The sequence below is a fragment of the Nocardia sp. FBN12 genome (assembly GCF_054031145.1).
On sequence record NZ_CM132926.1, the window covers coordinates 7,300,932 to 7,324,097 of the forward strand.

Consider the following 23,166-nt stretch of genomic DNA (forward strand, 5'->3'; position numbering starts at 1 on the left):
GTAGTACGGCACAGGCGTCGAACATGGACGCATAATCCGAGCTCGGCATATGTTGCCGGGTCTACGGAACGGAACCCTCGAATCAGCACACGGCATTCGAGGGAAGGAAAGGACTTCCGTGACAGAAACGGACCTGCTCGCGACACCCGGGGTGGATTCCAACCCTACGAACTCGGGCAGCCGCGAAAGTGAATCCGGACAGATTTCGAAAATGAGCGAACAAACCGACGTCGCACGATCGGGGCTGACTGGAATGCTGTTGCCGCAGTTGCGCGCACTGGCGGGGGAGCTCGGTATCCGAGGTACCTCCGGAATGCGTAAGGGCGATCTCATCGCCGCTATCAAGGAAAATCAATCCGGGGCGCCCGCCAAGAACGACGCGCCCGCCAAGGGCGACAAGCCCGCCGCCGCGCCTGTCGCGAACGAGGCGCCCGCGAAGAACGAGGCGCCCGTCAAGAACGACGCGCCCGCGAAGGTGGACAAGTCCGCCAAGGCCGAGAAGCAGGCCGCGCCCGCCGAGAAGCAGGCGCCCGCCGAGGTCAAGGCCCCCGAGGCCAAGACCGTCGAGGCACCGGCCGCACCGGCCGCGACCGAGCAGGTCAAGACCGATGCCCCCGCCGACGCAGGCGAGGATGCCGGTCGCGACGGCGGTCAGCGCGGTCGTGGCAGGCAGCGTCGTGGTCGTGACCAGGCCCGTTCCGGTGGCGGCGACAACGCCCCCGCCGAGAACCGCGCGCCCGCCGAGGAGACCAAGCAGGCCGACAAGGCCGAGGGCGGCGACTCCGGCGATCGCCGACGCGATCGCAACGATCGCAACGGTTCCGAGCGCAACGACCGCAACGGCAACGACCGTGGCGAGCGCACCGGTGGCGACCGTAATCAGAACGAGCGCAACCAGAATCAGAGCCAGAACGGCAACAGCGGCGGCAATCGCGGTCCCCGCGACGACCGCGGTGGTGACGACGAGGAAGGCGGCCGCGGTCGCCGGGGTCGTCGATTCCGCGAGCGTCGTCGTGGTCGTGACCGCGATGGTGGTCCCGCCGGCGGTGGCCAGTCCGAGGCTCGCGATTACGACATTCGCGAAGACGACGTCCTCCAGCCGGTCGCGGGCATCCTCGATGTCCTCGACAACTACGCGTTCGTGCGGACCTCCGGCTACCTCGCCGGCCCCAACGACGTGTACGTGTCGATGAACCTGGTGCGCAAGAACGGCCTGCGTCGTGGTGACGCGATCACCGGTGCGGTGCGCGCCCCGCGCGACGGCGAGCAGAACAACCAGCGTCAGAAGTTCGACCCGCTGGTTCGCCTTGACACCGTCAACGGTGGCGAGCTGGAAGCGGCGCGTCGTCGTCCGGACTTCCAGAAGCTCACGCCGCTGTACCCGAACGAGCGGCTGCGCCTGGAAACCACGCAGAACAAGCTCACCACGCGCGTGATCGACCTGATCATGCCGATCGGTAAGGGTCAGCGTGCGCTGATCGTGTCCCCGCCCAAGGCGGGTAAGACCACGATCATGCAGGACATCGCCAACGCGATCGCGATCAACAACCCCGAGTGCTACCTCATGGTTGTCCTGGTCGACGAACGTCCCGAAGAGGTCACCGATATGCAGCGTTCGGTGAAGGGTGAGGTCATCGCCTCCACCTTCGACCGCCCGCCGGGTGACCACACCTCCGTCGCCGAGCTCGCCATCGAGCGTGCCAAGCGTCTGGTGGAAATGGGCAAAGACGTTGTGGTGCTGCTCGATTCGATCACCCGATTGGGTCGTGCGTACAACAACTCCTCGCCTGCCTCCGGTCGTATCCTCTCCGGTGGTGTCGACTCGACCGCGCTGTACCCGCCGAAGCGTTTCCTCGGCGCGGCCCGCAACATCGAGAACGGTGGCTCGCTCACCATCATCGCCACGGCGATGGTGGAGACCGGTTCCACCGGCGACACAGTGATCTTCGAAGAGTTCAAGGGCACCGGCAACGCCGAGCTCAAGCTCGACCGCAAGATCGCCGAGCGGCGCGTGTTCCCCGCGGTGGACATCAACCCGTCGAGCACCCGCCACGACGAGCTGCTGCTCTCGCCCGACGAGATGGCTGTGGTGCACAAGCTGCGGCGCGTGCTGTCGGGTCTGGACTCGCACCAGGCGATCGATCTGCTGATGGATCGGCTGCGCAAGTCGAAGAACAACCTCGAGTTCTTGATGACGGTCTCCAAGACCGCACCGAGCGCTCTCGACGAGTGATCGTCTAGAAACCGGCAAGGGCCTCGCTTCCGCGGGGCCCTTGTTGTTTTTCGGAGGAACAAACGCGTGGTGGGGGGTGTTCAGTAGGGGTGCGGTCTGCTCTGGCATACTGGACAACTGTGTGTCTTGCGAGTTCGCAGACATCCCGCCTAGTCGGTTCCGGTTCACGTACTCCACTCCATGGAGCTACGACCCGGCGACCATTATCGAGAGGACGCCCATGAAGGCAGGAATCCACCCCACGTATGTCGAGACCACCGTTGTGTGTGGTTGCGGCAACACCTTCCAGACTCGCTCCACCAAGGAGTCCGGCCAGATCTCGGTCGAGGTCTGCTCGCAGTGCCACCCGTTCTACACGGGCAAGCAGAAGATCCTCGACACCGGCGGCCGCGTGGCTCGCTTCGAGGCTCGCTACGGCAAGCGCGCAGGTGCCAAGAAGGCCGAAGACGCCTCCTAGTTACCTCATCCGACGCCCGGTACTGCGCTAGCAGGCCGGGCGTTGTTGGTTGGCGGCGCGGGCGCCGCGGGTTCTCGGCCCTGTGGGCCTCGATCTTCCCTCCCTCCGGGCACTCCTTCGTCGCACCCTCCGCTCAGTCCAGATCGAGGCGGCCGAGAAACGGCCTTCGGCCTGAAGACATCCCAGCCGGGACCATTCCCATAGGAGCTCAACGCATGGCCGATCAGACGGCCCCGTCCGCTATCGACGACATCTTGGCCGAGTACGCGGGCTTGGAGATGCAGCTCGCCGATCCGTCGTTGCACAACGACGCGGGTGCGGCGCGACGGGTGGGCAAGCGGTTCGCCGAGCTGGCGCCGGTGATGAGCACCTATCGCAAGCTCGAGGCCGTGCGCGACGATCTCGAGGCCGCCCGTGAGCTGGCCTCCGACGACGCGTCGTTCGCTGCCGAGGTGCCCGGGCTGGAGACGCAGCTGGTCGAGCTCGAGCAGGCGCTCGCCGACCTGCTCGCCCCGCGCGACCCGCACGACGGCGACGACGTGGTCCTCGAGGTGAAGTCCGGCGAAGGCGGCGAGGAATCCGCGCTGTTCGCCGCGGATCTGGCGCGCATGTACATCCGCTACGCCGAGCGGCACGGGTGGAAGGTGGAGACGCTCGATGTCACCTATTCCGACCTGGGCGGGTACAAGGACGCGACGCTGTCGATCAAGAGCAAGGACGCCGCGCGCGACGGGGTGTGGTCGCGATTCAAGTTCGAGGGCGGGGTACACCGGGTGCAGCGCGTGCCGGTGACCGAATCGCAGGGCCGTATTCACACCTCCGCCGCGGGCGTGCTGATCTACCCCGAGCCCGACGAGGTCGAGCAGGTGCAGATCGACGAGACCGAACTGCGCATCGACGTCTACCGGTCCTCCGGCAAGGGCGGCCAGGGTGTCAACACCACCGACTCCGCGGTCCGCATCACCCACCTGCCCTCTGGCATCGTGGTGACCTGCCAGAACGAACGCTCCCAGCTGCAGAACAAGGCGCGTGCCATGCAGGTGCTCGCCGCCCGGCTGCAGGCACTCGCCGAGGAACAGGCCGATCAGGAAGCCGCCGCCGGTCGCGCCAGCCAGATCCGCACGGTCGACCGCTCCGAACGGATCCGCACCTACAACTTCCCCGAGAACCGGATCGCCGACCATCGCATCGGGTTCAAATCACACAACCTCGACGCTGTCCTCGACGGTGACCTCGACCCGCTGCTCGACGCGCTCGGCAAGGCCGACCGCGAGGCGCGAATGGCTGCCGAGTAATTCCGTGACCGAGCGGCTGCGGTTACGACCGCTGATCGTCGAAGCCGCCGCGCGGCTGGCCGAGGCGGGTGTCGGTTCGCCGATGCCCGACGCGGAGAGTCTGGCCGCCCATGTGCTCGGCACCGAGCGCATGCGGCTGGCGTTGATCCCGATGATCGAGCCCGGGATCGCCGACCGGTACCGCGCGCTGATCGAACAGCGAGCCGCGCGAATTCCCTTGCAGCACTTGACCGGAACGGCCGCGATGGGCGAGATCGACCTCGCTGTCGGCCCCGGTGTGTTCGTTCCGCGCCCGGAGACCGAACTGCTGTTCGCGTGGGCGCTGGCCTACCTCGAGACCCTCCCGCACGACCACCCGCCGATCGTCGTCGACCTGTGCACAGGCTCAGGCGCACTGGCGCTGGCCATCGCGCACGCCCGCCCCGACGCCGAGGTCCACGCCGTCGAACTCGATGCGGATGCGCTCACCTGGGCCCGCCGCAACGCCGGCACCCGCATCGCCGAGGGCGATACCCCGATCACCCTGCACGCCGACGACGTCACCGACCAGACCGTGCTCACCCCGCTGACCGGCCGCGTCGACCTGGTCATCGCCAACCCGCCCTACATCCCCGACGCCGCGATCCTCGACCCCGAGGTAGCCGACCACGACCCTCACCGCGCCCTCTTCGGCGGCCCCGACGGCCTCGATGTCATTCGAGCGATGGTCCCCACTATCGCCCGCCTGCTCCGCCCCGCAGGCGCGACCGCCATCGAACACGACGACACCAACGGCGGGGGAGTAGCGGCCTTGCTCACGGCAGCCGAGTTCGTCGACGTGGCCGAACACACCGACCTCGCCGACAAGCCCCGGTTCGTCGTCGCCCGCCGCTCCGGCAATCCCTGACCGCGACCGAATCCGACGGTGGGGCGAGTGGACTGACACAACGCTCACCAACCTCGCGGCCAAGCCTGCATCGTCGCGACCTCCACACCCCGGCAAACTCTGGTCAACCAACATATTGCAGGTAGATACCCATACCTGGGCCGCGTGCGGTCTATCAGCACACTCTGAGCACCGCCAGGCGCGCGTAGTCCCAAAAGTCCCCCGACACTCCGCCCTCATGCTGGGAGTTAGACTCTTGCGCGCACCAACGACCGGAAACTTTTCGCGGAGAGGCGGAGACGCTGTGAGTACCGTCTATGACTGTGCCGAGAGCGACTCGCGTGCCGCGGGGATCACGGCGGCTACCAGCGCTTTGAAGTCCGGTCGACTGGTCGTCATGCCGACGGACACGCTGTACGGCCTCGCCGCCGACGCGTTCGATTCCGCCGCGGTGAGCGATCTGCTGGCCGCCAAGCGCCGTGGACGCGATATGCCGGTGCCGGTCCTCGTCGGTTCGTGGCACACCATCGACGGGCTGGTCTTCTCGGTGCGGCCGCAGGCGCGGGAGCTGATTCGCGCGTTCTGGCCCGGCGCGCTGAGTCTTGTCGTGCAGGCGGCGCCTTCGCTCGCGTGGGATCTCGGTGATACCCGTGGCACGGTGATGCTGCGGATGCCGCTGCATCCGGTAGCGCTGGAATTGTTGCGTGAAGTCGGCCCGCTGGCGGTGTCGAGCGCCAATGTGTCAGGGCAGCCGCCCGCGACCACCGCCGAGCAGGCGCGTGAGCAGCTGGGGTCGCTGGCGAGTGTGTATCTCGACGGCGGTCCGGCCGAGCACGCCGTGGCTTCGACGATCGTCGATCTCACCGCGGATCAGCCGCGGGTGTTGCGGGAGGGTGCTGTGTCGGTGGCCGATATCGCGGAGGTGCTCGGGATGGTGCCGGAAGCCCTGATCAGCTCCGCGCAGCGGTGATCGCACGCCGCTGATGAGCTCAGTCGTTCCCCTGCGCGAGCTACTGCTCGTGCTGCTCGTCTCCGCCACGGTGACCTTCCTGGCCACCGGTGGTGTGCGGGTGCTCGCCATCGCGTTCGGCGCGGTGGCGGTGCCACGTGAGCGTGATGTGCACGTGAAGCCGGTGCCGCGAATGGGTGGTGTCGGCATGTATGTCGGCGTCGTCGCCGCGGTGTTGTTCGCGCACCAATTGCCCGCGCTGCGAAGAGGTTTCGACTACGCCCCGGATATTCCGGCGGTGCTGGTCGCCGCGACGATCATCGTGCTGGTCGGCATCGTCGACGACCGGTGGGGCTTGGACGCCCTCACCAAATTCGTCGGCCAGATCACCGCGGCCGGTGTCATGGCCGTGATGGGCCTGAGCTGGTATGTGATCTACAACCCGTTCAACGACACCACCGTCGTACTCGATGCCCTACAGGGCGGCCTGGTCACCGTCGGTATCACCGTCACCCTCGTGAATGCGATGAACTTCGTCGACGGTTTGGACGGTCTGGCCGCCGGTCTCGGTTTGATCTGCGCGACCGCTGTTTTCGTGTTCTCCATCGGTTTGCTCTATGACCAGGGCGGTTCGGTCGATACCTATCCGCCCGCGTTGCTGGCCGCCGCGCTGGCGGGCGCCTGCCTCGGATTTCTGCCGCATAATTTCTCCCCGGCCAGAATATTTATGGGCGACACCGGCTCGATGATGATCGGTTTGATCTTGGCCGCGGTATCCACCGGCGCCTCCGGCCGAATTCCGCTGCAGGGTTACGGCCCGCGCGACATTGTCGGTTTGCTCTCGCCGCTGTTGCTGGTCGGCGCGGTGATGTTCATTCCGGTGCTCGATCTGTTGCTCGCGATCGTGCGCCGGGTGCGCGCGGGCGTGAGTTTCTCCACACCGGACAAAATGCATCTGCACCACCGATTGCTCCAGATCGGGCATTCGCACCGGCGCGTGGTCCTGTTGATCTATTTGTGGGTCGGCGTACTCGCCTTCGGCGCGGTGGGAACTTCGCTGATGGATAGACGCCTTGTTGTTCTGCTGGTGGCAGGCGGATTGGTGTTCGCGCTGGTAGTGACCGCGATCCCGTCGGTGCGCAGGTCGGAGTCGACGCAGCACTGAGTTCGGCGCGCAAGGTAAAGTTCGGGCCGTGAGCTTTACACCCGAAACCGTGCCAGGCCCTGATGCCCCTCTGCGCGCCGCGCTGCGCTACGGCCTGATCGGCCTCGGCGTGCTCGTCGTCGTCTCGGTGGCGATCGCCGCCGCGGTGGCCGGAATGCCCGGGGTGTGGGGCGCGCTGCTCGGCGCCGCGATCGGTGGTGGGTTCATCCTCACCACGGTCGTCGCGGTGCTGCTGGGCGCGAAGCTGCCGCCGACCATGGCCGGCGCGGTGATGCTGGTCAGCTGGGTCGGCAAGATGCTGGTGGCGCTGCTGGTGATCGTGGTGCTCAACCAATTCGACTTCTACAGCAGGCCCGCGCTGTTCTTTACGGTGGTAGGAGCCCTGCTGATCGTTCTCGGTGCGGAGACGTACGGCGTTGTGAGCCAGAAGGTTCCGTACGTCACGACACGCGCGGGAGACGGCGAAACGGCTTCCGAGCAGGAATAATCCCACCCAGCTACGCACTGTCGTAGATAGCTTGGTAAAGTGTTGGTAAGCAAGCACCCAAGCTAGAGGCTCGGCCCGACAAACTCGGGGCTATGCCTCGAGTTACCAGGGGGGATCATCGAGATCCCACCCGGTGCCGCTATGCTTACTGCCGATCCGGGTGGAATGTGCCCGGTTGAAGCATGTCGACGATGTCGCCGACGCCCGAACAGAAGCCGATACGGGTTACACCGTACGAGCGGCTGTCGAATTTCGAGCCGACCAGAGTCGACCCCATTGATCGTCAATGTCCGATCGAACCGCGGGAATGACAGTCGTACCTGCGGCCCGAACACGGGAGAGAACGCTGAGCGTCATCACTTTGGCGGCGGGCGAGTTTCACGCGCCATCGCTGTCCGACTTCTACCCTCCAGCAGTGCTGTTCGCGGGGACGCCGTTCGAACTCGATCGCCTGATGCTGGTCCGACTGCTGATGACCGCCGTATTGGTGGCCGTCTTCGTGCTGGCTTTCCGCTCGCCGAAGATCGTGCCGCGCGGCCTGCAGAACGTGATGGAAGCCGGTGTGGTTTTCGTCAAGGAGCAGATCGCCGACGAGGTTCTCGGTAAGGAAACCGGCAAGAAGTTCCTCCCGCTGCTCGCGACGATCTTCTTCACGGTTCTGTTCCTGAACTTCTCCGGTGTGATTCCCGGGTTGAACATCTCGTCCAATGCGCGCATCGGCATGCCGCTGGTCCTGGCCGCGATCGTCTATATCGCCTACAACTACGTCGGCATTCGGAAGTACGGGTTCTTCTCCTACATCCGCCACAGCATCGTCGTGCCCGACGTGCCGGTCGCGCTGCACCTGCTGCTGATCCCGATCGAGTTCATCTCGACCTTCATCCTGCGCCCGTTCACGCTCACCGTGCGTTTGTTGGCCAACATGCTGGCCGGCCACATCATGCTGGTGCTGTTCTTCAGCGCGACCTGGTACTTCCTGTTCGACGCCGCCGCGTGGATGAAGGTCTTCTCGCCGTTCTCGCTGCTGGCCGGCATCGGCTTCACGCTCTTCGAGCTGCTGGTGATCTTCCTGCAGGCCTACGTTTTCGCGCTGCTGACCGCCGTGTACATCGGCCAGTCGCAGCACGCTGCCGACCACTGACCTGACCGACCAACGACCGGAAACCTGCTACACACGCCGACCGGCGGGTGAGCAACAGAAAGGGAAAGATTCATGAGCCTCGCTTACCTGGCCCAGGAAGCCGCGACCACCGAGAGCACCTTCAAGGGCTTCGGCGCCATCGGCTACGGTCTGGCCGCGATCGGCCCCGGCATCGGCGTGGGTATCGTCGTCGGTAAGGCCATCGAGGGCATCGCTCGTCAGCCCGAGCTGTCCGGCCAGATCCGTACCACCATGTTCCTCGGTATCGCGTTCACCGAGGCCCTGGCGCTGATCGGCCTCGTCGCCGGCTTCATCTTCTGATTCCGATGCGCGAACTCATCACGCTCGCAGCTGAGGGTGGAGAGGATGTGAATCCTCTCGTTCCCGCAACGTACGACATCGTCTGGTCGATCGTCTGCGTCGTCATCATCGGCGTGCTCTTCTGGAAATACGTGATCCCGCGTGTGACCAAGACACTCGAAGAGCGCACAGACAAGATCGAAGGCGGTATCGCCAGGGCCGAAGCAGCCCAGGCCGAGGCACAGCAGACGCTGGAGCAGTACCAGCAGCAGCTCGCCGACGCCCGGCTCGAGGCCGCGCGCATCCGTGAGGAAGCACGCACCCAGGGTCAGCAGATCCTCGCGCAGATGCGCACGGATGCCCAGGCCGAAAGCGACCGTATCGTCGCCGCCGGTCACTCCCAGCTGGAAGCCCAGCGCCAGCAGATCCTGACGGAGCTGCGTTCCGAGGTCGGCCGTACGGCCGTCGACCTGGCCGAGAAGATCATCGGTCAGTCTGTTTCGGACGAAGCCAAGCAGGCGGCGTCGATCGACAAGTTCCTCAGCGAACTCGACGACACCGACGCCATCGGGGTCGGAAGGTAGCGACGCGAAAGTGAGAAGCATGTACGCAGCGAGCCGCGAGGCCAGTACCCGGTCTCGCGAGGCGCTTCGGGTCGCTCTGACCGGAAGCGAAACTGTTGCGGCCACAACGGGGTCGGAACTGTTCGCCGTTGTCGCCGTGCTGGACGACCAGCGTTCGCTGCGTGTGGCGCTCGCGGACGCCTCGGTGCCGGGTTCGGCGCGCGCTGAACTCAGTGAGCGGGTCTTCGGCGGCAAGGTCAGCGCTGCCACGCAGGCAGTGCTGACCACCGCGGTGGCGCAGGACTGGTCACGCACCCGCGACCTGGTCGACACCCTGGTGCTGCTCGGGCAGGAGGCTCTGCTGGAGTCTGCCGCCGTCGGTGGCCGACAGGACGCGGTGGAGGACGAGCTGTTCCGGCTCGGACGCATCATCGCCGACAACCCGAAGCTGGAGCAGGCACTGTCCGATCAGGGAAAGCCCGCCTCGGCGCGGCGCGAACTGATCGAGCGGCTGCTCAACGGCAAGGTCGAGCCGGTCACCCTGGCGCTGGCCGAGCAGGCGGTCACCCGCCTGCGGACCAACAACATCGGCGTCGCCTTCGACGCCCTGTCCGATCTGGCGGCGGCCCGTCGTGACCAGATCGTCGCCCACGTGAACTCGGCGGTCGAGCTGAACGATCAGCAGAAGGAGAAGCTGTCGGCTTCCCTGCGGCGGATCTACGGCAAGGCGGTCACCGTGCACGTGCAGGTCGACCCGACGCTGCTGAGCGGCGTCGTCGTGCGCGTCGGAGACGACGTGATCGACGGCAGCGCCACCGGCCGACTGGAGAAGCTGCGCCGGGCACTGTCCTGAAAAGGGCGCTCAACGCAGTACTTTTCCGACCCCCGACATTCGAGACCACAGCGAGAGCAGGAACAACATGGCGGAGCTGACGATCTCCTCCGACGAGATCCGTAGCGCGATCGAGAGCTACACCCAGAGCTACACCCCGGAAACCTCCATCGAAGAAGTCGGCGTCGTGACCGATACCGGCGACGGTATCGCCCACGTCAGTGGCCTGCCTTCGGCGATGGCCAACGAGCTGCTCGAGTTCCCCGGCGGGGTTCTCGGCGTCGCGCTGAACCTCGAGGACACCAACATCGGTGCCGTCATTCTCGGCGAGTACGCCTCGCTGGAAGAGGGCCAGCAGGTCCGTCGCACCGGCGACGTGCTCTCCGTTCCCGTGGGTGACAAGTTCCTCGGTCGCGTCGTCAACCCGCTCGGCCAGCCGATCGACGGCCTGGGCGAGATCGAGTCCGACGAGCGCCGCGTGCTGGAGCTGCAGGCCGCGTCCGTGCTGGAGCGTCAGCCGGTCGAAGAGCCGCTGGCCACCGGTATCACCGCGATCGACGCGCTGACGGCCATCGGCCGCGGCCAGCGTCAGCTGATCATCGGCGACCGTAAGACGGGCAAGACTGCCGTCGCGATCGACGCGATCCTGAACCAGAAGGCGAACTGGGAGACCGGCGACGCCGACAAGCAGGTTCGCTGCATCTACGTCGCGATCGGCCAGAAGGGCTCCACCATCGCGGGCGTCAAGACCGCGCTCGAGGAGCACGGCGCGATGGAGTACACCACGATCGTGGCGGCCCCCGCGTCGGATTCCGCCGGCTTCAAGTGGCTGGCTCCGTACACCGGTTCGGCCATCGGCCAGCACTGGATGTACCAGGGCAAGCACGTCCTCATCGTGTTCGACGACCTGACCAAGCAGGCCGAGGCGTACCGCGCCATCTCGCTGCTGCTGCGTCGTCCGCCGGGCCGCGAGGCGTACCCCGGTGACGTCTTCTACCTGCACTCCCGTCTGCTGGAGCGTTGCGCGAAGCTGTCCGACGAGATGGGCGCGGGCTCGATGACCGGTCTGCCGATCATCGAGACCAAGGCCAACGACGTCTCGGCGTTCATCCCGACCAACGTCATCTCCATCACCGACGGCCAGGTCTTCCTCGAGTCCGACCTGTTCAACAAGGGCGTCCGACCGGCGATCAACGTCGGTACCTCGGTCTCCCGTGTCGGTGGCGCCGCCCAGACCAAGGCCATGAAGAAGGTCGCCGGTTCGCTGCGTCTGGAAATGGCGCAGTACCGCGAGCTGGAGGCGTTCTCCGCCTTCGCCTCCGACCTCGACGCCGCGTCGCTGGCGCAGCTCGAGCGTGGCGCCCGCTGGGTCGAGCTGCTCAAGCAGGACCAGTACTCCCCGGTCTCGGTCGAGGATCAGGTCGTCTCGATCTTCCTGGTCGACGCCGGTTACTACGAGTCGGTGCCCGTCGAAGACGTGCGTCGCTTCACCGCCGAGCTGCTCGAGTACCTGCACGGCGCGACCCAGAGCTCGTTCGACGCGCTCGAGGGTGGCAAGAAGCCGCTGGCCGGCGAAGCCGCCGACGCGATCAAGGCCGAGACCGACAAGTTCAAGCAGGGCTTCCTCGATTCGAACGGCAATCGCATCGTGAACGAGGCCGCCGCGGGCGAGCTGGACCACGAAGAGGTCGAGTCGCTGTCGGTCACCCGCAAGCACGTCGACAAGTAAGCCGGGTCATGATGTCGGCAATTTCCGATCTGGCGAATGAAGGGAGTGTGAACCGCTAGTGGCAAGTTTGCGCGAATTGCGCTCCCGCATTCGTGGTGTGAATTCGATCAAGAAGATCACCAAGGCTCAGGAACTGATCGCGACCTCGCGAATTTCCAAGGCCCAGGCCAGGGTTGCGGCCGCCAAGCCGTACGCCGAGGAGATCACCAAGGTCCTCGGCGAACTGGCGAGCGCTTCGAAGAACCTGTCGCACCCGCTGCTGACCGAGCGTCCCAACGCTCGTCGGGCCGCTGTCCTGGTGATCACCAGTGACAGCGGTATGTGCGGTGGCTACAACTCGAACGTGCTCAAGCGCGCCGAAGAGCTCATGACCACGCTGCGTGGCGACGGCAAGGAACCCGTTCTGTACGTGATGGGCAGTAAGGGCATCACGTACTACAAGTTCCGCAACCGTCCGTTCCAGGCGTCGTGGTTCGGCTTCTCCCAGCAGCCCAAGTACACCGATGCGTCGGCCGCGTGCCAGCACCTGGTCGAGGCCTTCATGGCCGGCTCCGACGGCGAGGTCTCCTCGCTCGACGGCACCGGAACCATCGAGGGTGTCGACGAGCTGCACATCGTGTACACCAAGTTCGTGTCGATGCTGACCCAGAACCCGGAGGTGCGCCGCCTGGCGCCGATCCAGGTCAGCTACGTCGACGAGAACTACGAGCTCGGCGACGACATCATGTCGGACTCGCCGAACGTGGTGGCCACGGCACAGTACGAGTTCGAGCCGGACGCCGATGTGCTACTCGGGGCGCTGCTGCCCAAGTACATCAACACGCGTATCTACGCATCGTTGCTCGAGGCAGCGGCATCCGAGTCCGCGGCTCGGCGCACCGCAATGAAGGCGGCGACCGATAACGCCAACGAGCTGGCCAATGTGCTCCAGCGCGAGGCGAACTCGGTGCGTCAGGCCCAGATCACGCAGGAAATCAGCGAAATCGTCGGCGGCGTCAACGCGCTGGCGTCGAGCTCGGACCGCGACTAAGAAGCGCAGGAAGAGAACCAATCTAATGACCGCAGCTGTCACTCAGGACAACGCGAAGAAGGCGGGCGAAACCGCTGGACGCGTCGTCCGTGTCATCGGCCCCGTCGTGGACGTCGAGTTCCCGCGTGGCGCCATCCCCGAGCTGTTCAACGCTCTGAACTCCGACATCGAGCTCCCGTCGGTGGCCAAGACCCTCACCCTCGAGGTCGCTCAGCACCTCGGCGACAACATCGTGCGCACCATCTCGATGCAGCCGACCGACGGCCTGGTCCGTGGCGCGACTGTCACCGACACCGGCAAGCCGATCTCGGTGCCCGTCGGCGACATCGTCAAGGGCCACGTGTTCAACGCCCTCGGTGACTGCCTCGACACACCCGGCCTCGGCCGGGACGGCGAGCAGTGGGGCATCCACCGTCAGCCGCCGAGCTTCGACCAGCTCGAGGGCAAGACCGAGATCCTCGAGACCGGCGTCAAGGTCATCGACCTGCTGACCCCGTACGTCAAGGGCGGCAAGATCGGTCTGTTCGGTGGTGCCGGTGTCGGCAAGACCGTGCTGATCCAGGAGATGATCACCCGTATCGCTCGCGAGTTCTCGGGCACCTCGGTGTTCGCGGGCGTCGGTGAGCGTACTCGTGAGGGCACCGACCTCCGTCTGGAAATGGAAGAGATGGGCGTCCTTCCGGACACCGCCCTCGTCTTCGGCCAGATGGACGAGCCGCCGGGCACGCGTATGCGCGTGGCCCTGTCGGCGCTGACCATGGCGGAGTACTTCCGCGATGTCCAGCACCAGGACGTGCTGCTCTTCATCGACAACATCTTCCGTTTCACCCAGGCCGGTTCCGAGGTCTCGACCCTGCTGGGTCGTATGCCTTCGGCCGTGGGTTACCAGCCGACGCTGGCGGACGAGATGGGTCAGCTCCAGGAGCGCATCACCTCGACCAAGGGTCGCTCGATCACCTCGCTGCAGGCGATCTACGTCCCCGCCGACGACTACACCGACCCGGCGCCGGCGACCACCTTCGCCCACCTGGATGCGACGACCGAGCTTTCGCGCCCGATCTCGCAGAAGGGCATCTACCCGGCCGTCGACCCGCTGACCTCGACCTCTCGTATCCTCGAGGCTTCGATCGTCGGCGAGCGCCACTTCCGGGTCGCCAACGAGGTCAAGCGGATCCTGCAGAAGTACAAGGAACTGCAGGACATCATCGCCATCCTCGGCATGGACGAGCTCTCCGAAGAGGACAAGGTCCTCGTCGGTCGCGCCCGTCGCCTGGAGAAGTTCCTCGGTCAGAACTTCATCGTCGCCGAGAAGTTCACCGGCCAGGTCGGCTCGGTCGTTCCGCTGGAACAGACCATCGACGACTTCGACCGTGTCTGCAAGGGCGAGTTCGACCACTACCCGGAGCAGGCGTTCAACTCCTGCGGTGGTCTCGACGACGTCGAGGCAGCCGCGAAGAAGATCCTCGGGAAGTAGTCCACTATGGCGGAGATGACAGTTGATCTCGTAGCTGTCGAGCGCAAGATCTGGTCCGGCCAGGCTTCGTTCGTCAGCGCGCAGACCACCGAGGGTCAGATCGGCATCATGGCAGGCCACGAGCCGCTGCTCGGTCAGCTCGTCGAGGGCGGCACGGTTTCCATCGTGTCGACCGACGGCGAGCGGATCGTCGCCGCGGTGCACGGCGGCTTCTTCTCGGTTACCGCCGACACCGTGCGGGTGCTGGCCGAGTCCGCGGATCTCGCGGGCGAGGTCGACGTCGACGCGGCGCGCAAGGTGCTGAGCGACGCGAGCGCCACCGAGGTGGAGCTGCGTGCGGCCAAGGGCCAGGTGCGTGCGGTCGAAGCGACCGTCACCGACTGACAGCAGTTGTACGGCTCTCTGCCGGCGAGGAACTTCGGTTCCTCGCCGGCAGAGTTGTTTACCGGGCCTTTTCAAGGGGAAAAGCGGTCCGCCCGGTTTGTGCCTGAGCGAGCGTGATTGAATGGGGGAGCAGGGGTGTCTTGGACACCGGCAAGAGCGAAAGGGCGTACGGCATTGCAAACCGGGATGGTTCTCCTGATCATTCTGGTGCTGACGCTCGTGTTCGTAGCCGGAGCCTCGACCTATCGCCTGGTGATGCTGCGTCGAGGGGGCACAGCCGCGCTCCTACGCGCACTGCCCGCGCGCGGCGGCCAAGGCTGGCGGCACGGGCTCATTCGCTACGACGAGGATCGCCTCGTATTCTTCAAACTGACCAGCCTGAAATTCGGTCCCGATTCCACGGTGCATCGGCAAGGCCTCGAAATAGTCGAGCGCCGAGCGCCGCAGGGCGACGAATTCGACATCATGACCGATGACATCGTGGTGGTAGCCGTCACCGATCCGCACAGCAGTTTCGAGCTCGCGCTCGACCGCGGTTCGATGGCGGCTTTTCTGTCCTGGGTGGAGTCGCGACCATCGGATCGCGCCCGCCGTACTCGTGGAGGCCCGTCGTGAGCGTGCACCTGACCCGGATCTACACCCGTACGGGTGACGACGGAACCACCGGCCTCAGCGATTTCTCCCGCGTGGCCAAGAACGATCCACGGCTGATCGCCTACGCCGACTGCGACGAGGCGAACGCGGCCCTCGGTGTCGCCGTTGCCCTCGGTGCGCCCGAACCCGATGTGCTGGCGGTGTTGCGCCAGATCCAGAACGATCTGTTCGACGCGGGCGCCGATCTGTCCACCCCGGTTGTCGCCGAGCCGAAGTACCCGCCGCTGCGCATCACCGAGCCCTATATCGACCGGCTCGAGAAGTGGTGTGACGAGTTCAACGACGGTCTGGCACCGCTGAATTCGTTCATTCTGCCCGGCGGCACGCCGTTGGCTGCGTTGTTGCACACAGCGCGAACCGTGGTGCGCCGAGCCGAGCGATCCGCGTGGGCGGCCGTCGATTCGCACCCCGACGACACCAGCGTGCTGCCCGCGAAATACCTGAATCGACTGTCGGACCTGCTGTTCATCCTCAGCCGGGCGACCAATCCCGCCGGCGATGTGCTGTGGCAGCCCGGCGGCGGCCTCCCACGCTGAAACCGGCTCTCCGGCGCGGAGAATCGGCCGGTTTCCTGTTCTTTCGTGCCAGGGGGGCGTGTCACCGCGCGACGGTCGATAAGCTGACCTCGTGAGCGAACGGTTTCTGGTCTCCGGCGGCAATCGACTCGTCGGCGAGGTCGCGGTCGGCGGCGCGAAGAACAGCGTGCTGAAGCTGATGGCTGCCTCGTTGCTGGCCGAGGGCACGACCACCATCACCAACTGCCCCGACATCCTCGATGTCCCCCTGATGGCGGAGGTGCTGCGCGGCCTCGGCTGCGATGTGACGATCTCCGACGACGTCAGCGGCGACAACTCGGTGGTGACGATCGATACCCCGGCCGAGCCCAAGTACCACGCGGATTTCCCCGCGGTGACCCAGTTCCGCGCCTCGGTGTGTGTGCTCGGTCCGCTGATGGCGCGCTGCAAACGTGCCGTGGTGGCGCTGCCTGGTGGTGACGCGATCGGATCGCGTCCGCTGGATATGCACCAGGCGGGCCTTCGCCTGCTCGGTGCGACCAGCGCGATCGAGCACGGTTGCGTCGTGGCGTCGGCCGAACAGCTGCAGGGCGCGCGGATCCGCCTCGACTTCCCGTCGGTGGGCGCGACCGAGAACATCCTGATGGCCGCGGTCCTGGCCGAGGGGGAGACGGTCATCGACAATGCGGCGCGCGAGCCCGACATCGTCGACCTGTGCACCATGCTCGTGCAAATGGGTGCGCAGATCGACGGTGCCGGTTCCTCCGTGCTCACCGTGCAGGGCGTCAAGAGCCTCTCGCCCACCACCCACCGGGTGATCGGCGACCGCATCGTCGCCGCCACCTGGGGAATCGCCGCGGCGATGACCACCGGCGACGTCCGGGTCACCGGTGTCAACCCGAAGCACCTGGCCCTGGTGCTGGACAAGTTGCGTTCGGCCGGCGCGCGAATCTCCTACGAGCCCAACGGTTTCCGGGTCGTGCAGGCCGAGCGTCCGCGCGCGGTGAACTTCGCGACGCTGCCGTTCCCCGGTTTCCCGACCGACCTGCAGCCGATGGCCATCGGCCTGGCCGCGATCGCGGATGGCACGTCGATGATCACCGAGAACGTCTTCGAAGCACGGTTCCGTTTCGTCGAGGAGATGATCCGGCTCGGCTCCGACGCCCGGACCGATGGTCACCATGCGGTGGTCCGTGGCATCCCGCGGTTGTCGAGTGCGCCGGTCTGGTCGTCCGACATCCGCGCGGGTGCGGGCCTGGTGCTGGCCGGCCTGGTCGCCGATGGCGTCACCGAAGTGCACGACGTCTATCACATCGACCGTGGCTACCCCCGGTTCGTCGAGCAGATGCAGGCGCTCGGGGGACAGGTCGAACGGGTCGATACGCCGAAATAGGGTGCTGACCAGCCGATTTGACTTCGTGTTGGTCGGTGCGTAACTTTATTCGAGTCAGAGCGACACGGACGCCGACTGAGCCACTGGCTCGGACACGAGGTAGGACGTTGAGCGCCTGACTGATCATGTGTTCAGGGTTACCTCTTCGGGACTTGCTTCCGATGAGCCTTCTGAGCTAAAGTACGAACCCTTGCCTCACCGAAACCCCTCCGAGAAGTCGTGGGTAGAAGTGTGTGCGTGTGTTCTTTGAGAACTCAATAGTGTGTCGATGAATGTCAGTGCCAATAATTATTATTGGTGCCAACTTCTCATGTACCCCCCGGTCATGAGAGTTGGACATTGAAAACAACAGCGAATCTTTTTTGCTGGTGTTTGGCTTTGCTAGGTTTTCGGACTCTAGTTAGATAATTTTGATTGCGCCCTTCGGGGTGTTTTCGAGAGTCTTCAACGGAGAGTTTGATCCTGGCTCAGGACGAACGCTGGCGGCGTGCTTAACACATGCAAGTCGAGCGGTAAGGCCCTTCGGGGTACACGAGCGGCGAACGGGTGAGTAACACGTGGGTGATCTGCCCTGTACTTCGGGATAAGCCTGGGAAACTGGGTCTAATACCGGATATGACCACCGATCGCATGGTCGGTGGTGGAAAGATTTATCGGTACAGGATGGGCCCGCGGCCTATCAGCTTGTTGGTGGGGTAACGGCCTACCAAGGCGACGACGGGTAGCCGACCTGAGAGGGTGACCGGCCACACTGGGACTGAGACACGGCCCAGACTCCTACGGGAGGCAGCAGTGGGGAATATTGCACAATGGGCGAAAGCCTGATGCAGCGACGCCGCGTGGGGGATGACGGCCTTCGGGTTGTAAACCCCTTTCGACAGGGACGAAGCGCAAGTGACGGTACCTGTAGAAGAAGCACCGGCCAACTACGTGCCAGCAGCCGCGGTAATACGTAGGGTGCGAGCGTTGTCCGGAATTACTGGGCGTAAAGAGCTTGTAGGCGGTCTGTCGCGTCTTCTGTGAAAACTTGGGGCTCAACCTTAAGCTTGCAGGGGATACGGGCAGACTAGAGTACTTCAGGGGAGACTGGAATTCCTGGTGTAGCGGTGAAATGCGCAGATATCAGGAGGAACACCGGTGGCGAAGGCGGGTCTCTGGGAAGTAACTGACGCTGAGAAGCGAAAGCATGGGTAGCAAACAGGATTAGATACCCTGGTAGTCCATGCCGTAAACGGTGGGTACTAGGTGTGGGTTTCCTTCCACGGGATCCGTGCCGTAGCTAACGCATTAAGTACCCCGCCTGGGGAGTACGGCCGCAAGGCTAAAACTCAAAGGAATTGACGGGGGCCCGCACAAGCGGCGGAGCATGTGGATTAATTCGATGCAACGCGAAGAACCTTACCTGGGTTTGACATACACCGGAAACCTGCAGAGATGTAGGCCCCCTTGTGGTCGGTGTACAGGTGGTGCATGGCTGTCGTCAGCTCGTGTCGTGAGATGTTGGGTTAAGTCCCGCAACGAGCGCAACCCTTATCTTATGTTGCCAGCGCGTAATGGCGGGGACTCGTGAGAGACTGCCGGGGTCAACTCGGAGGAAGGTGGGGACGACGTCAAGTCATCATGCCCCTTATGTCCAGGGCTTCACACATGCTACAATGGCCGGTACAGAGGGCTGCGATACCGCGAGGTGGAGCGAATCCCTTAAAGCCGGTCTCAGTTCGGATCGGGGTCTGCAACTCGACCCCGTGAAGTTGGAGTCGCTAGTAATCGCAGATCAGCAACGCTGCGGTGAATACGTTCCCGGGCCTTGTACACACCGCCCGTCACGTCATGAAAGTCGGTAACACCCGAAGCCGGTGGCCTAACCCTTGTGGAGGGAGCCGTCGAAGGTGGGATCGGCGATTGGGACGAAGTCGTAACAAGGTAGCCGTACCGGAAGGTGCGGCTGGATCACCTCCTTTCTAAGGAGCACTTCTCCAGTGAGCGTCTCGAAGAGTCGAGATCGCTGCTGGCAGAGACAGTTTCGGACCCATTCGTGGTCCGGCTGGAGCTCATGGGTGGAACACTGACAACTTTCATCGCATTCGGTCGAAGCAATGTCTTCGACCGCGATGGGTATACCGACACACTATTGGGTCCTGAAAGAACACGCGAAAGTGTTTTTTCAAGGCAAAACAAACGATCCGCTCGGATCTCCTTCGAAACCGCTGGCAACCTTCGGGTTGGTGAGTAGGTCAGGAAATCAATCCGGTGCGGGTGTGTTGTTTGAGAACTGCACAGTGGACGCGAGCATCTTTGTTAGTAAGTGTTTAAGAGCGTACGGTGGATGCCTTGGCACCAGGAGCCGATGAAGGACGTAGGAGGCTGCGATAAGCCTCGGGGAGCTGTCAACCGAGCTGAGATCCGAGGATTTCCGAATGGGGAAACCCAGCACGAGTGATGTCGTGTTACCCGCATCTGAATATATAGGGTGTGTGGAGGGAACGTGGGGAAGTGAAACATCTCAGTACCCACAGGAAGAGAAAACAACAGTGATTCCGTGAGTAGTGGCGAGCGAAAGCGGATGAGGCTAAACCAATCAGATGTGATAGACGGCAGTCGTTGTCTGGTTGGGGTAGTGGGAACATTCTTCTCGACTCTGCCGAGTCGAGCAACAGTAAGAAACCAAGTGGTTAGTTGAAGTGGTCTGGAACGGCCTGCCATAGACGGTGATAGTCCGGTAAACGAAAACTTCTTGGCTGTTGTGGATGTCTCCCGAGTAGCAGCGGGCCCGTGAAATCTGCTGTGAATCTGCCGGGACCACCCGGTAAGCCTGAATACTCCCTGGTGACCGATAGCGGACTAGTACCGTGAGGGAAAGGTGAAAAGTACCCCGGGAGGGGAGTGAAATAGTACCTGAAACCGTGCGCTTACAATCCGTCAAAGCCCTCCACTTTCGAGTGTGTGGGGTGATGGCGTGCCTTTTGAAGAATGAGCCTGCGAGTCATCGGTGTGTGGCGAGGTTAACCCGTTGAGGGGTAGCCGTAGCGAAAGCGAGTCTGAATAGGGCGAAATTCAGTCGCACATTATGGACCCGAAGCGGAGTGATCTACCCATGGCCAGGGTGAAGCGACGGTAAGACGTCGTGGAGGCCCGAACCCACTTAGGTTGAAAACTGAGGGGATGAGCTGTGGGTAGGGGTGAAAGGCCAATCAAACTCCGTGATAGCTGGTTCTCCCCGAAATGCATTTAGGTGCAGCGTCACGTGTTTCACATCGGAGGTAGAGCTACTGGATGGCCTAGGGGGCCTACAAGCTTACCGAAGTCAGCCAAACTCCGAATGCCGGTGTGTGAGAGCGTGGCAGTGAGACTGCGGGGGATAAGCTTCGTAGTCGAGAGGGAAACAGCCCAGATCGCCGGCTAAGGCCCCTAAGCGTGTACTAAGTGGAAAAGGATGTGGGGTCGCTTAGACAACCAGGAGGTTGGCTTAGAAGCAGCCACCCTTGAAAGAGTGCGTAATAGCTCACTGGTCAAGTGATCCTGCGCCGACAATGTAGCGGGGCTCAAGTACACCGCCGAAGCCGCGGCATTCACACAATAACCCGTCCTGCATTCGTGCAGGGCCAGGTGTGTGGATGGGTAGGGGAGCGTCCTGTGGCCGTGGAAGCAGCAGTGTGAACTAGCTGTGGAGGCCACGGGAGTGAGAATGCAGGCATGAGTAGCGAAAGACGAGTGAGAAACTCGTCCGCCGAATGACCAAGGGTTCCTGGGCCAGGTTAATCCGCCCAGGGTGAGTCGGGACCTAAGGCGAGGCCGACAGGCGTAGTCGATGGACAACGGGTTGATATTCCCGTACCCGTGTATCCGCGCCCAATGCTGAATCAGTTGTGCTAACTGTCCAAATGTTGTCTTATCGAGCCTTCGGGTGAGAGGGATGATTGCTGCACAGGACCCCGGTTGTAGTAGGTAAGCGATGGGGTGACGCAGGAAGGTAGCTGGGCCAGGTGATGGAATACCTGGTGTAAGCGTGTAGGGAGTGTGATAGGCAAATCCGTCACACACATATCCTGAGACGTGATGCGTACCCGTTGAGGGGAATTCAGTGATCCTATGCTGCCGAGAAAAGCCTCTAGCGAGCTGGTACACGGCCCGTACCCCAAACCGACACAGGTGGTCAGGTAGAGAATACTAAGGCGATCGAGAGAACTGTGGTTAAGGAACTCGGCAAAATGCCCCCGTAACTTCGGGAGAAGGGGGACCTGCCCTGGTGACGAGTCTTGCACTCAGAGCTGGGGAAGGTCGCAGAGACCAGAGAGAAGCGACTGTTTACTAAAAACACAGGTCCGTGCGAAGTCGTAAGACGATGTATACGGACTGACGCCTGCCCGGTGCCGGAAGGTTAAGAGGACCGGTTAGCGGACTTTGTCCGCGAAGCTGAGAATTTAAGCCCCGGTAAACGGCGGTGGTAACTATAACCATCCTAAGGTAGCGAAATTCCTTGTCGGGTAAGTTCCGACCTGCACGAATGGCGTAACGACTTCTCTGCTGTCTCAACCACAGACTCGGCGAAATTGCATTACGAGTAAAGATGCTCGTTACGCGCGGCAGGACGAAAAGACCCCGGGACCTTCACTATAGCTTGGTATTGGTGTTCGGTACGGTTTGTGTAGGATAGGTGGGAGACTGTGAAAGCGGCACGCTAGTGTTGTGGGAGTCGTCGTTGAAATACCACTCTGATCGTATTGGACTTCTAACCTCGGACCATGATCTGGTTCAGGGACAGTGCCTGGTGGGTAGTTTAACTGGGGCGGTTGCCTCCCAAAATGTAACGGAGGCGCCCAAAGGTTCCCTCAGCCTGGTTGGCAATCAGGTGTTGAGTGCAAGTGCACAAGGGAGCTTGACTGTGAGACTGACAGGTCGAGCAGGGACGAAAGTCGGGACTAGTGATCCGGCACCGGCAAGTGGAAGCGGTGTCGCTCAACGGATAAAAGGTACCCCGGGGATAACAGGCTGATCTTCCCCAAGAGTCCATATCGACGGGATGGTTTGGCACCTCGATGTCGGCTCGTCGCATCCTGGGGCTGGAGTAGGTCCCAAGGGTTGGGCTGTTCGCCCATTAAAGCGGCACGCGAGCTGGGTTTAGAACGTCGTGAGACAGTTCGGTCTCTATCCGCCGCGCGCGTAAGAAACTTGAGGAAGGCTGTCCCTAGTACGAGAGGACCGGGACGGACGAACCTCTGGTGTGCCAGTTGTTCCGCCAGGAGCACTGCTGGTTGGCTACGTTCGGAAGGGATAACCGCTGAAAGCATCTAAGCGGGAAGCCTGTTCCAAGATGAGGTTTCTCTCCCACTTGATGGGTTAAGGCCCCCTACAGACCATGGGGTTGATAGGCCAGAATTGGAAGCCAGGTAACTGGTGTAGGTGACTGGTACTAATAGGCCGAGGGCTTACTACAAAGGTGTTACGCGTCCACTGTGCGGTTTCTGAAACAACAGACACTGCAGCACACTCACACAGACCTTTTTTGGGGTTGTTGTGTGGGGAGCGCTGTCTAGTTTCATAGAGTTACGGTAGTTATAGCGGTGGGGAAACGCCCGGTCCCATTCCGAACCCGGAAGCTAAGGCCACCTGCGCCGATGGTACTGCACTCGACAGGGTGTGGGAGAGTAGGACACTGCCGGAACATCATTGCGAAAGGCCCTCAACCATTGGTTGGGGGCC

General features: G+C 63.3%; 18 protein-coding genes and 3 rRNA genes. All 21 read left to right on the top strand.

Features of this window, described 5'->3' with window-relative positions:
• Positions 1-118: 118 nt before the first annotated feature.
• The 21 genes from rho to rrf all read left to right on the top strand — a co-directional run bounded on the left by rho (position 119) and on the right by rrf (position 23,128).
• The gene (gene rho / locus ACWZHB_RS34215; RefSeq protein WP_427905805.1) at positions 119-2,233 is read left to right on the top strand and encodes a transcription termination factor Rho; all 2,115 of its coding nucleotides are present in this window, start codon (positions 119-121) and stop codon (positions 2,231-2,233) included.
• A 220-nt stretch (positions 2,234-2,453) separates the two neighbouring features.
• Positions 2,454-2,690 carry a 50S ribosomal protein L31 gene (rpmE, locus tag ACWZHB_RS34220; protein ID WP_067447685.1) on the top strand — a complete coding sequence of 79 codons (237 nt, stop codon included), beginning with the start codon at positions 2,454-2,456 and terminating at the stop codon, positions 2,688-2,690.
• 215 nt (positions 2,691-2,905) lie between these two features.
• Positions 2,906-3,985, top strand: coding sequence for a peptide chain release factor 1 (gene prfA / locus ACWZHB_RS34225; protein WP_427905806.1), 1,080 nt, complete (start codon positions 2,906-2,908; stop codon positions 3,983-3,985).
• Between the two features lie 4 nt (positions 3,986-3,989).
• Positions 3,990-4,871: a peptide chain release factor N(5)-glutamine methyltransferase gene (gene prmC / locus ACWZHB_RS34230; protein ID WP_427905807.1), complete on the top strand. Its 882-nt coding sequence runs from the start codon at positions 3,990-3,992 to the stop codon at positions 4,869-4,871.
• Positions 4,872-5,154: 283 nt separating this feature from the next.
• Positions 5,155-5,820 carry an L-threonylcarbamoyladenylate synthase gene (locus ACWZHB_RS34235; RefSeq protein ID WP_379220583.1) on the top strand — a complete coding sequence of 222 codons (666 nt, stop codon included), beginning with the start codon at positions 5,155-5,157 and terminating at the stop codon, positions 5,818-5,820.
• Positions 5,821-5,833: 13 nt separating this feature from the next.
• Entirely contained in the window at positions 5,834-6,964 is a 1,131-nt protein-coding gene (locus ACWZHB_RS34240; RefSeq protein ID WP_410873453.1) for an MraY family glycosyltransferase, read from the top strand.
• A gap of 28 nt (positions 6,965-6,992) precedes the next feature.
• The gene (locus ACWZHB_RS34245; protein WP_427905808.1) at positions 6,993-7,451 is read left to right on the top strand and encodes a hypothetical protein; all 459 of its coding nucleotides are present in this window, start codon (positions 6,993-6,995) and stop codon (positions 7,449-7,451) included.
• Positions 7,452-7,737: 286 nt separating this feature from the next.
• The gene (atpB, locus tag ACWZHB_RS34250) at positions 7,738-8,592 is read left to right on the top strand and encodes a F0F1 ATP synthase subunit A (protein ID WP_427905809.1); all 855 of its coding nucleotides are present in this window, start codon (positions 7,738-7,740) and stop codon (positions 8,590-8,592) included.
• A 72-nt stretch (positions 8,593-8,664) separates the two neighbouring features.
• The gene (locus ACWZHB_RS34255) at positions 8,665-8,913 is read left to right on the top strand and encodes an ATP synthase F0 subunit C (RefSeq protein ID WP_056817903.1); all 249 of its coding nucleotides are present in this window, start codon (positions 8,665-8,667) and stop codon (positions 8,911-8,913) included.
• Positions 8,914-8,918: 5 nt separating this feature from the next.
• Positions 8,919-9,476 (top strand): F0F1 ATP synthase subunit B, encoded by a 558-nt coding sequence (locus ACWZHB_RS34260; RefSeq protein ID WP_427905810.1) that lies wholly within the window; start codon positions 8,919-8,921, stop codon positions 9,474-9,476.
• Positions 9,477-9,495: 19 nt separating this feature from the next.
• Positions 9,496-10,308 carry a F0F1 ATP synthase subunit delta gene (locus ACWZHB_RS34265; protein WP_427905811.1) on the top strand — a complete coding sequence of 271 codons (813 nt, stop codon included), beginning with the start codon at positions 9,496-9,498 and terminating at the stop codon, positions 10,306-10,308.
• Positions 10,309-10,375: 67 nt separating this feature from the next.
• Positions 10,376-12,016, top strand: coding sequence for a F0F1 ATP synthase subunit alpha (gene atpA, locus ACWZHB_RS34270; RefSeq protein ID WP_101464193.1), 1,641 nt, complete (start codon positions 10,376-10,378; stop codon positions 12,014-12,016).
• Positions 12,017-12,074: 58 nt separating this feature from the next.
• Positions 12,075-13,046, top strand: coding sequence for a F0F1 ATP synthase subunit gamma (locus ACWZHB_RS34275; RefSeq protein WP_427905812.1), 972 nt, complete (start codon positions 12,075-12,077; stop codon positions 13,044-13,046).
• Between the two features lie 25 nt (positions 13,047-13,071).
• The gene (gene atpD, locus ACWZHB_RS34280) at positions 13,072-14,520 is read left to right on the top strand and encodes a F0F1 ATP synthase subunit beta (protein WP_056817894.1); all 1,449 of its coding nucleotides are present in this window, start codon (positions 13,072-13,074) and stop codon (positions 14,518-14,520) included.
• 6 nt (positions 14,521-14,526) lie between these two features.
• Positions 14,527-14,904 (top strand): F0F1 ATP synthase subunit epsilon, encoded by a 378-nt coding sequence (locus ACWZHB_RS34285; protein ID WP_427905813.1) that lies wholly within the window; start codon positions 14,527-14,529, stop codon positions 14,902-14,904.
• A gap of 186 nt (positions 14,905-15,090) precedes the next feature.
• Positions 15,091-15,519: a DUF2550 domain-containing protein gene (locus ACWZHB_RS34290; RefSeq protein ID WP_266296152.1), complete on the top strand. Its 429-nt coding sequence runs from the start codon at positions 15,091-15,093 to the stop codon at positions 15,517-15,519.
• Complete coding sequence (locus tag ACWZHB_RS34295) at positions 15,516-16,094, top strand: cob(I)yrinic acid a,c-diamide adenosyltransferase (RefSeq protein WP_427905814.1); 579 nt, start codon at positions 15,516-15,518, stop codon at positions 16,092-16,094. The genes ACWZHB_RS34290 and ACWZHB_RS34295 overlap by 4 nt, the downstream gene beginning before the upstream one ends.
• 91 nt (positions 16,095-16,185) lie before the next feature.
• Entirely contained in the window at positions 16,186-17,466 is a 1,281-nt protein-coding gene (gene murA, locus ACWZHB_RS34300) for a UDP-N-acetylglucosamine 1-carboxyvinyltransferase (RefSeq protein ID WP_427905815.1), read from the top strand.
• 444 nt (positions 17,467-17,910) lie between these two features.
• Positions 17,911-19,427, top strand: a 16S ribosomal RNA gene (locus ACWZHB_RS34305).
• A gap of 338 nt (positions 19,428-19,765) precedes the next feature.
• Positions 19,766-22,900, top strand: a 23S ribosomal RNA gene (locus tag ACWZHB_RS34310).
• A gap of 111 nt (positions 22,901-23,011) precedes the next feature.
• Positions 23,012-23,128, top strand: a 5S ribosomal RNA gene (rrf, locus tag ACWZHB_RS34315).
• Together the 16S, 23S and 5S rRNA genes form the textbook arrangement of a ribosomal RNA operon.
• The last annotated feature ends 38 nt before the right edge of the window (positions 23,129-23,166 follow it).

Bases quoted from the DNA above. Each gene is read 5' to 3' on its own strand.
- atpA (WP_101464193.1), top strand. From the start codon at position 10,376: ATGGCGGAGCTGACGATCTCCTCCGACGAGATCCGTAGCGCGATCGAG.
- ACWZHB_RS34265 (WP_427905811.1), top strand. From the start codon at position 9,496: ATGTACGCAGCGAGCCGCGAGGCCAGTACCCGGTCTCGCGAGGCGCTT.
- prfA (WP_427905806.1), top strand. From the start codon at position 2,906: ATGGCCGATCAGACGGCCCCGTCCGCTATCGACGACATCTTGGCCGAG.
- atpD (WP_056817894.1), top strand. From the start codon at position 13,072: ATGACCGCAGCTGTCACTCAGGACAACGCGAAGAAGGCGGGCGAAACC.
- ACWZHB_RS34285 (WP_427905813.1), top strand. From the start codon at position 14,527: ATGGCGGAGATGACAGTTGATCTCGTAGCTGTCGAGCGCAAGATCTGG.
- atpB (WP_427905809.1), top strand. From the start codon at position 7,738: ATGTCCGATCGAACCGCGGGAATGACAGTCGTACCTGCGGCCCGAACA.
- ACWZHB_RS34260 (WP_427905810.1), top strand. From the start codon at position 8,919: ATGCGCGAACTCATCACGCTCGCAGCTGAGGGTGGAGAGGATGTGAAT.
- ACWZHB_RS34255 (WP_056817903.1), top strand. From the start codon at position 8,665: ATGAGCCTCGCTTACCTGGCCCAGGAAGCCGCGACCACCGAGAGCACC.
- rpmE (WP_067447685.1), top strand. From the start codon at position 2,454: ATGAAGGCAGGAATCCACCCCACGTATGTCGAGACCACCGTTGTGTGT.
- ACWZHB_RS34290 (WP_266296152.1), top strand. From the start codon at position 15,091: ATGGTTCTCCTGATCATTCTGGTGCTGACGCTCGTGTTCGTAGCCGGA.
- ACWZHB_RS34240 (WP_410873453.1), top strand. From the start codon at position 5,834: ATGAGCTCAGTCGTTCCCCTGCGCGAGCTACTGCTCGTGCTGCTCGTC.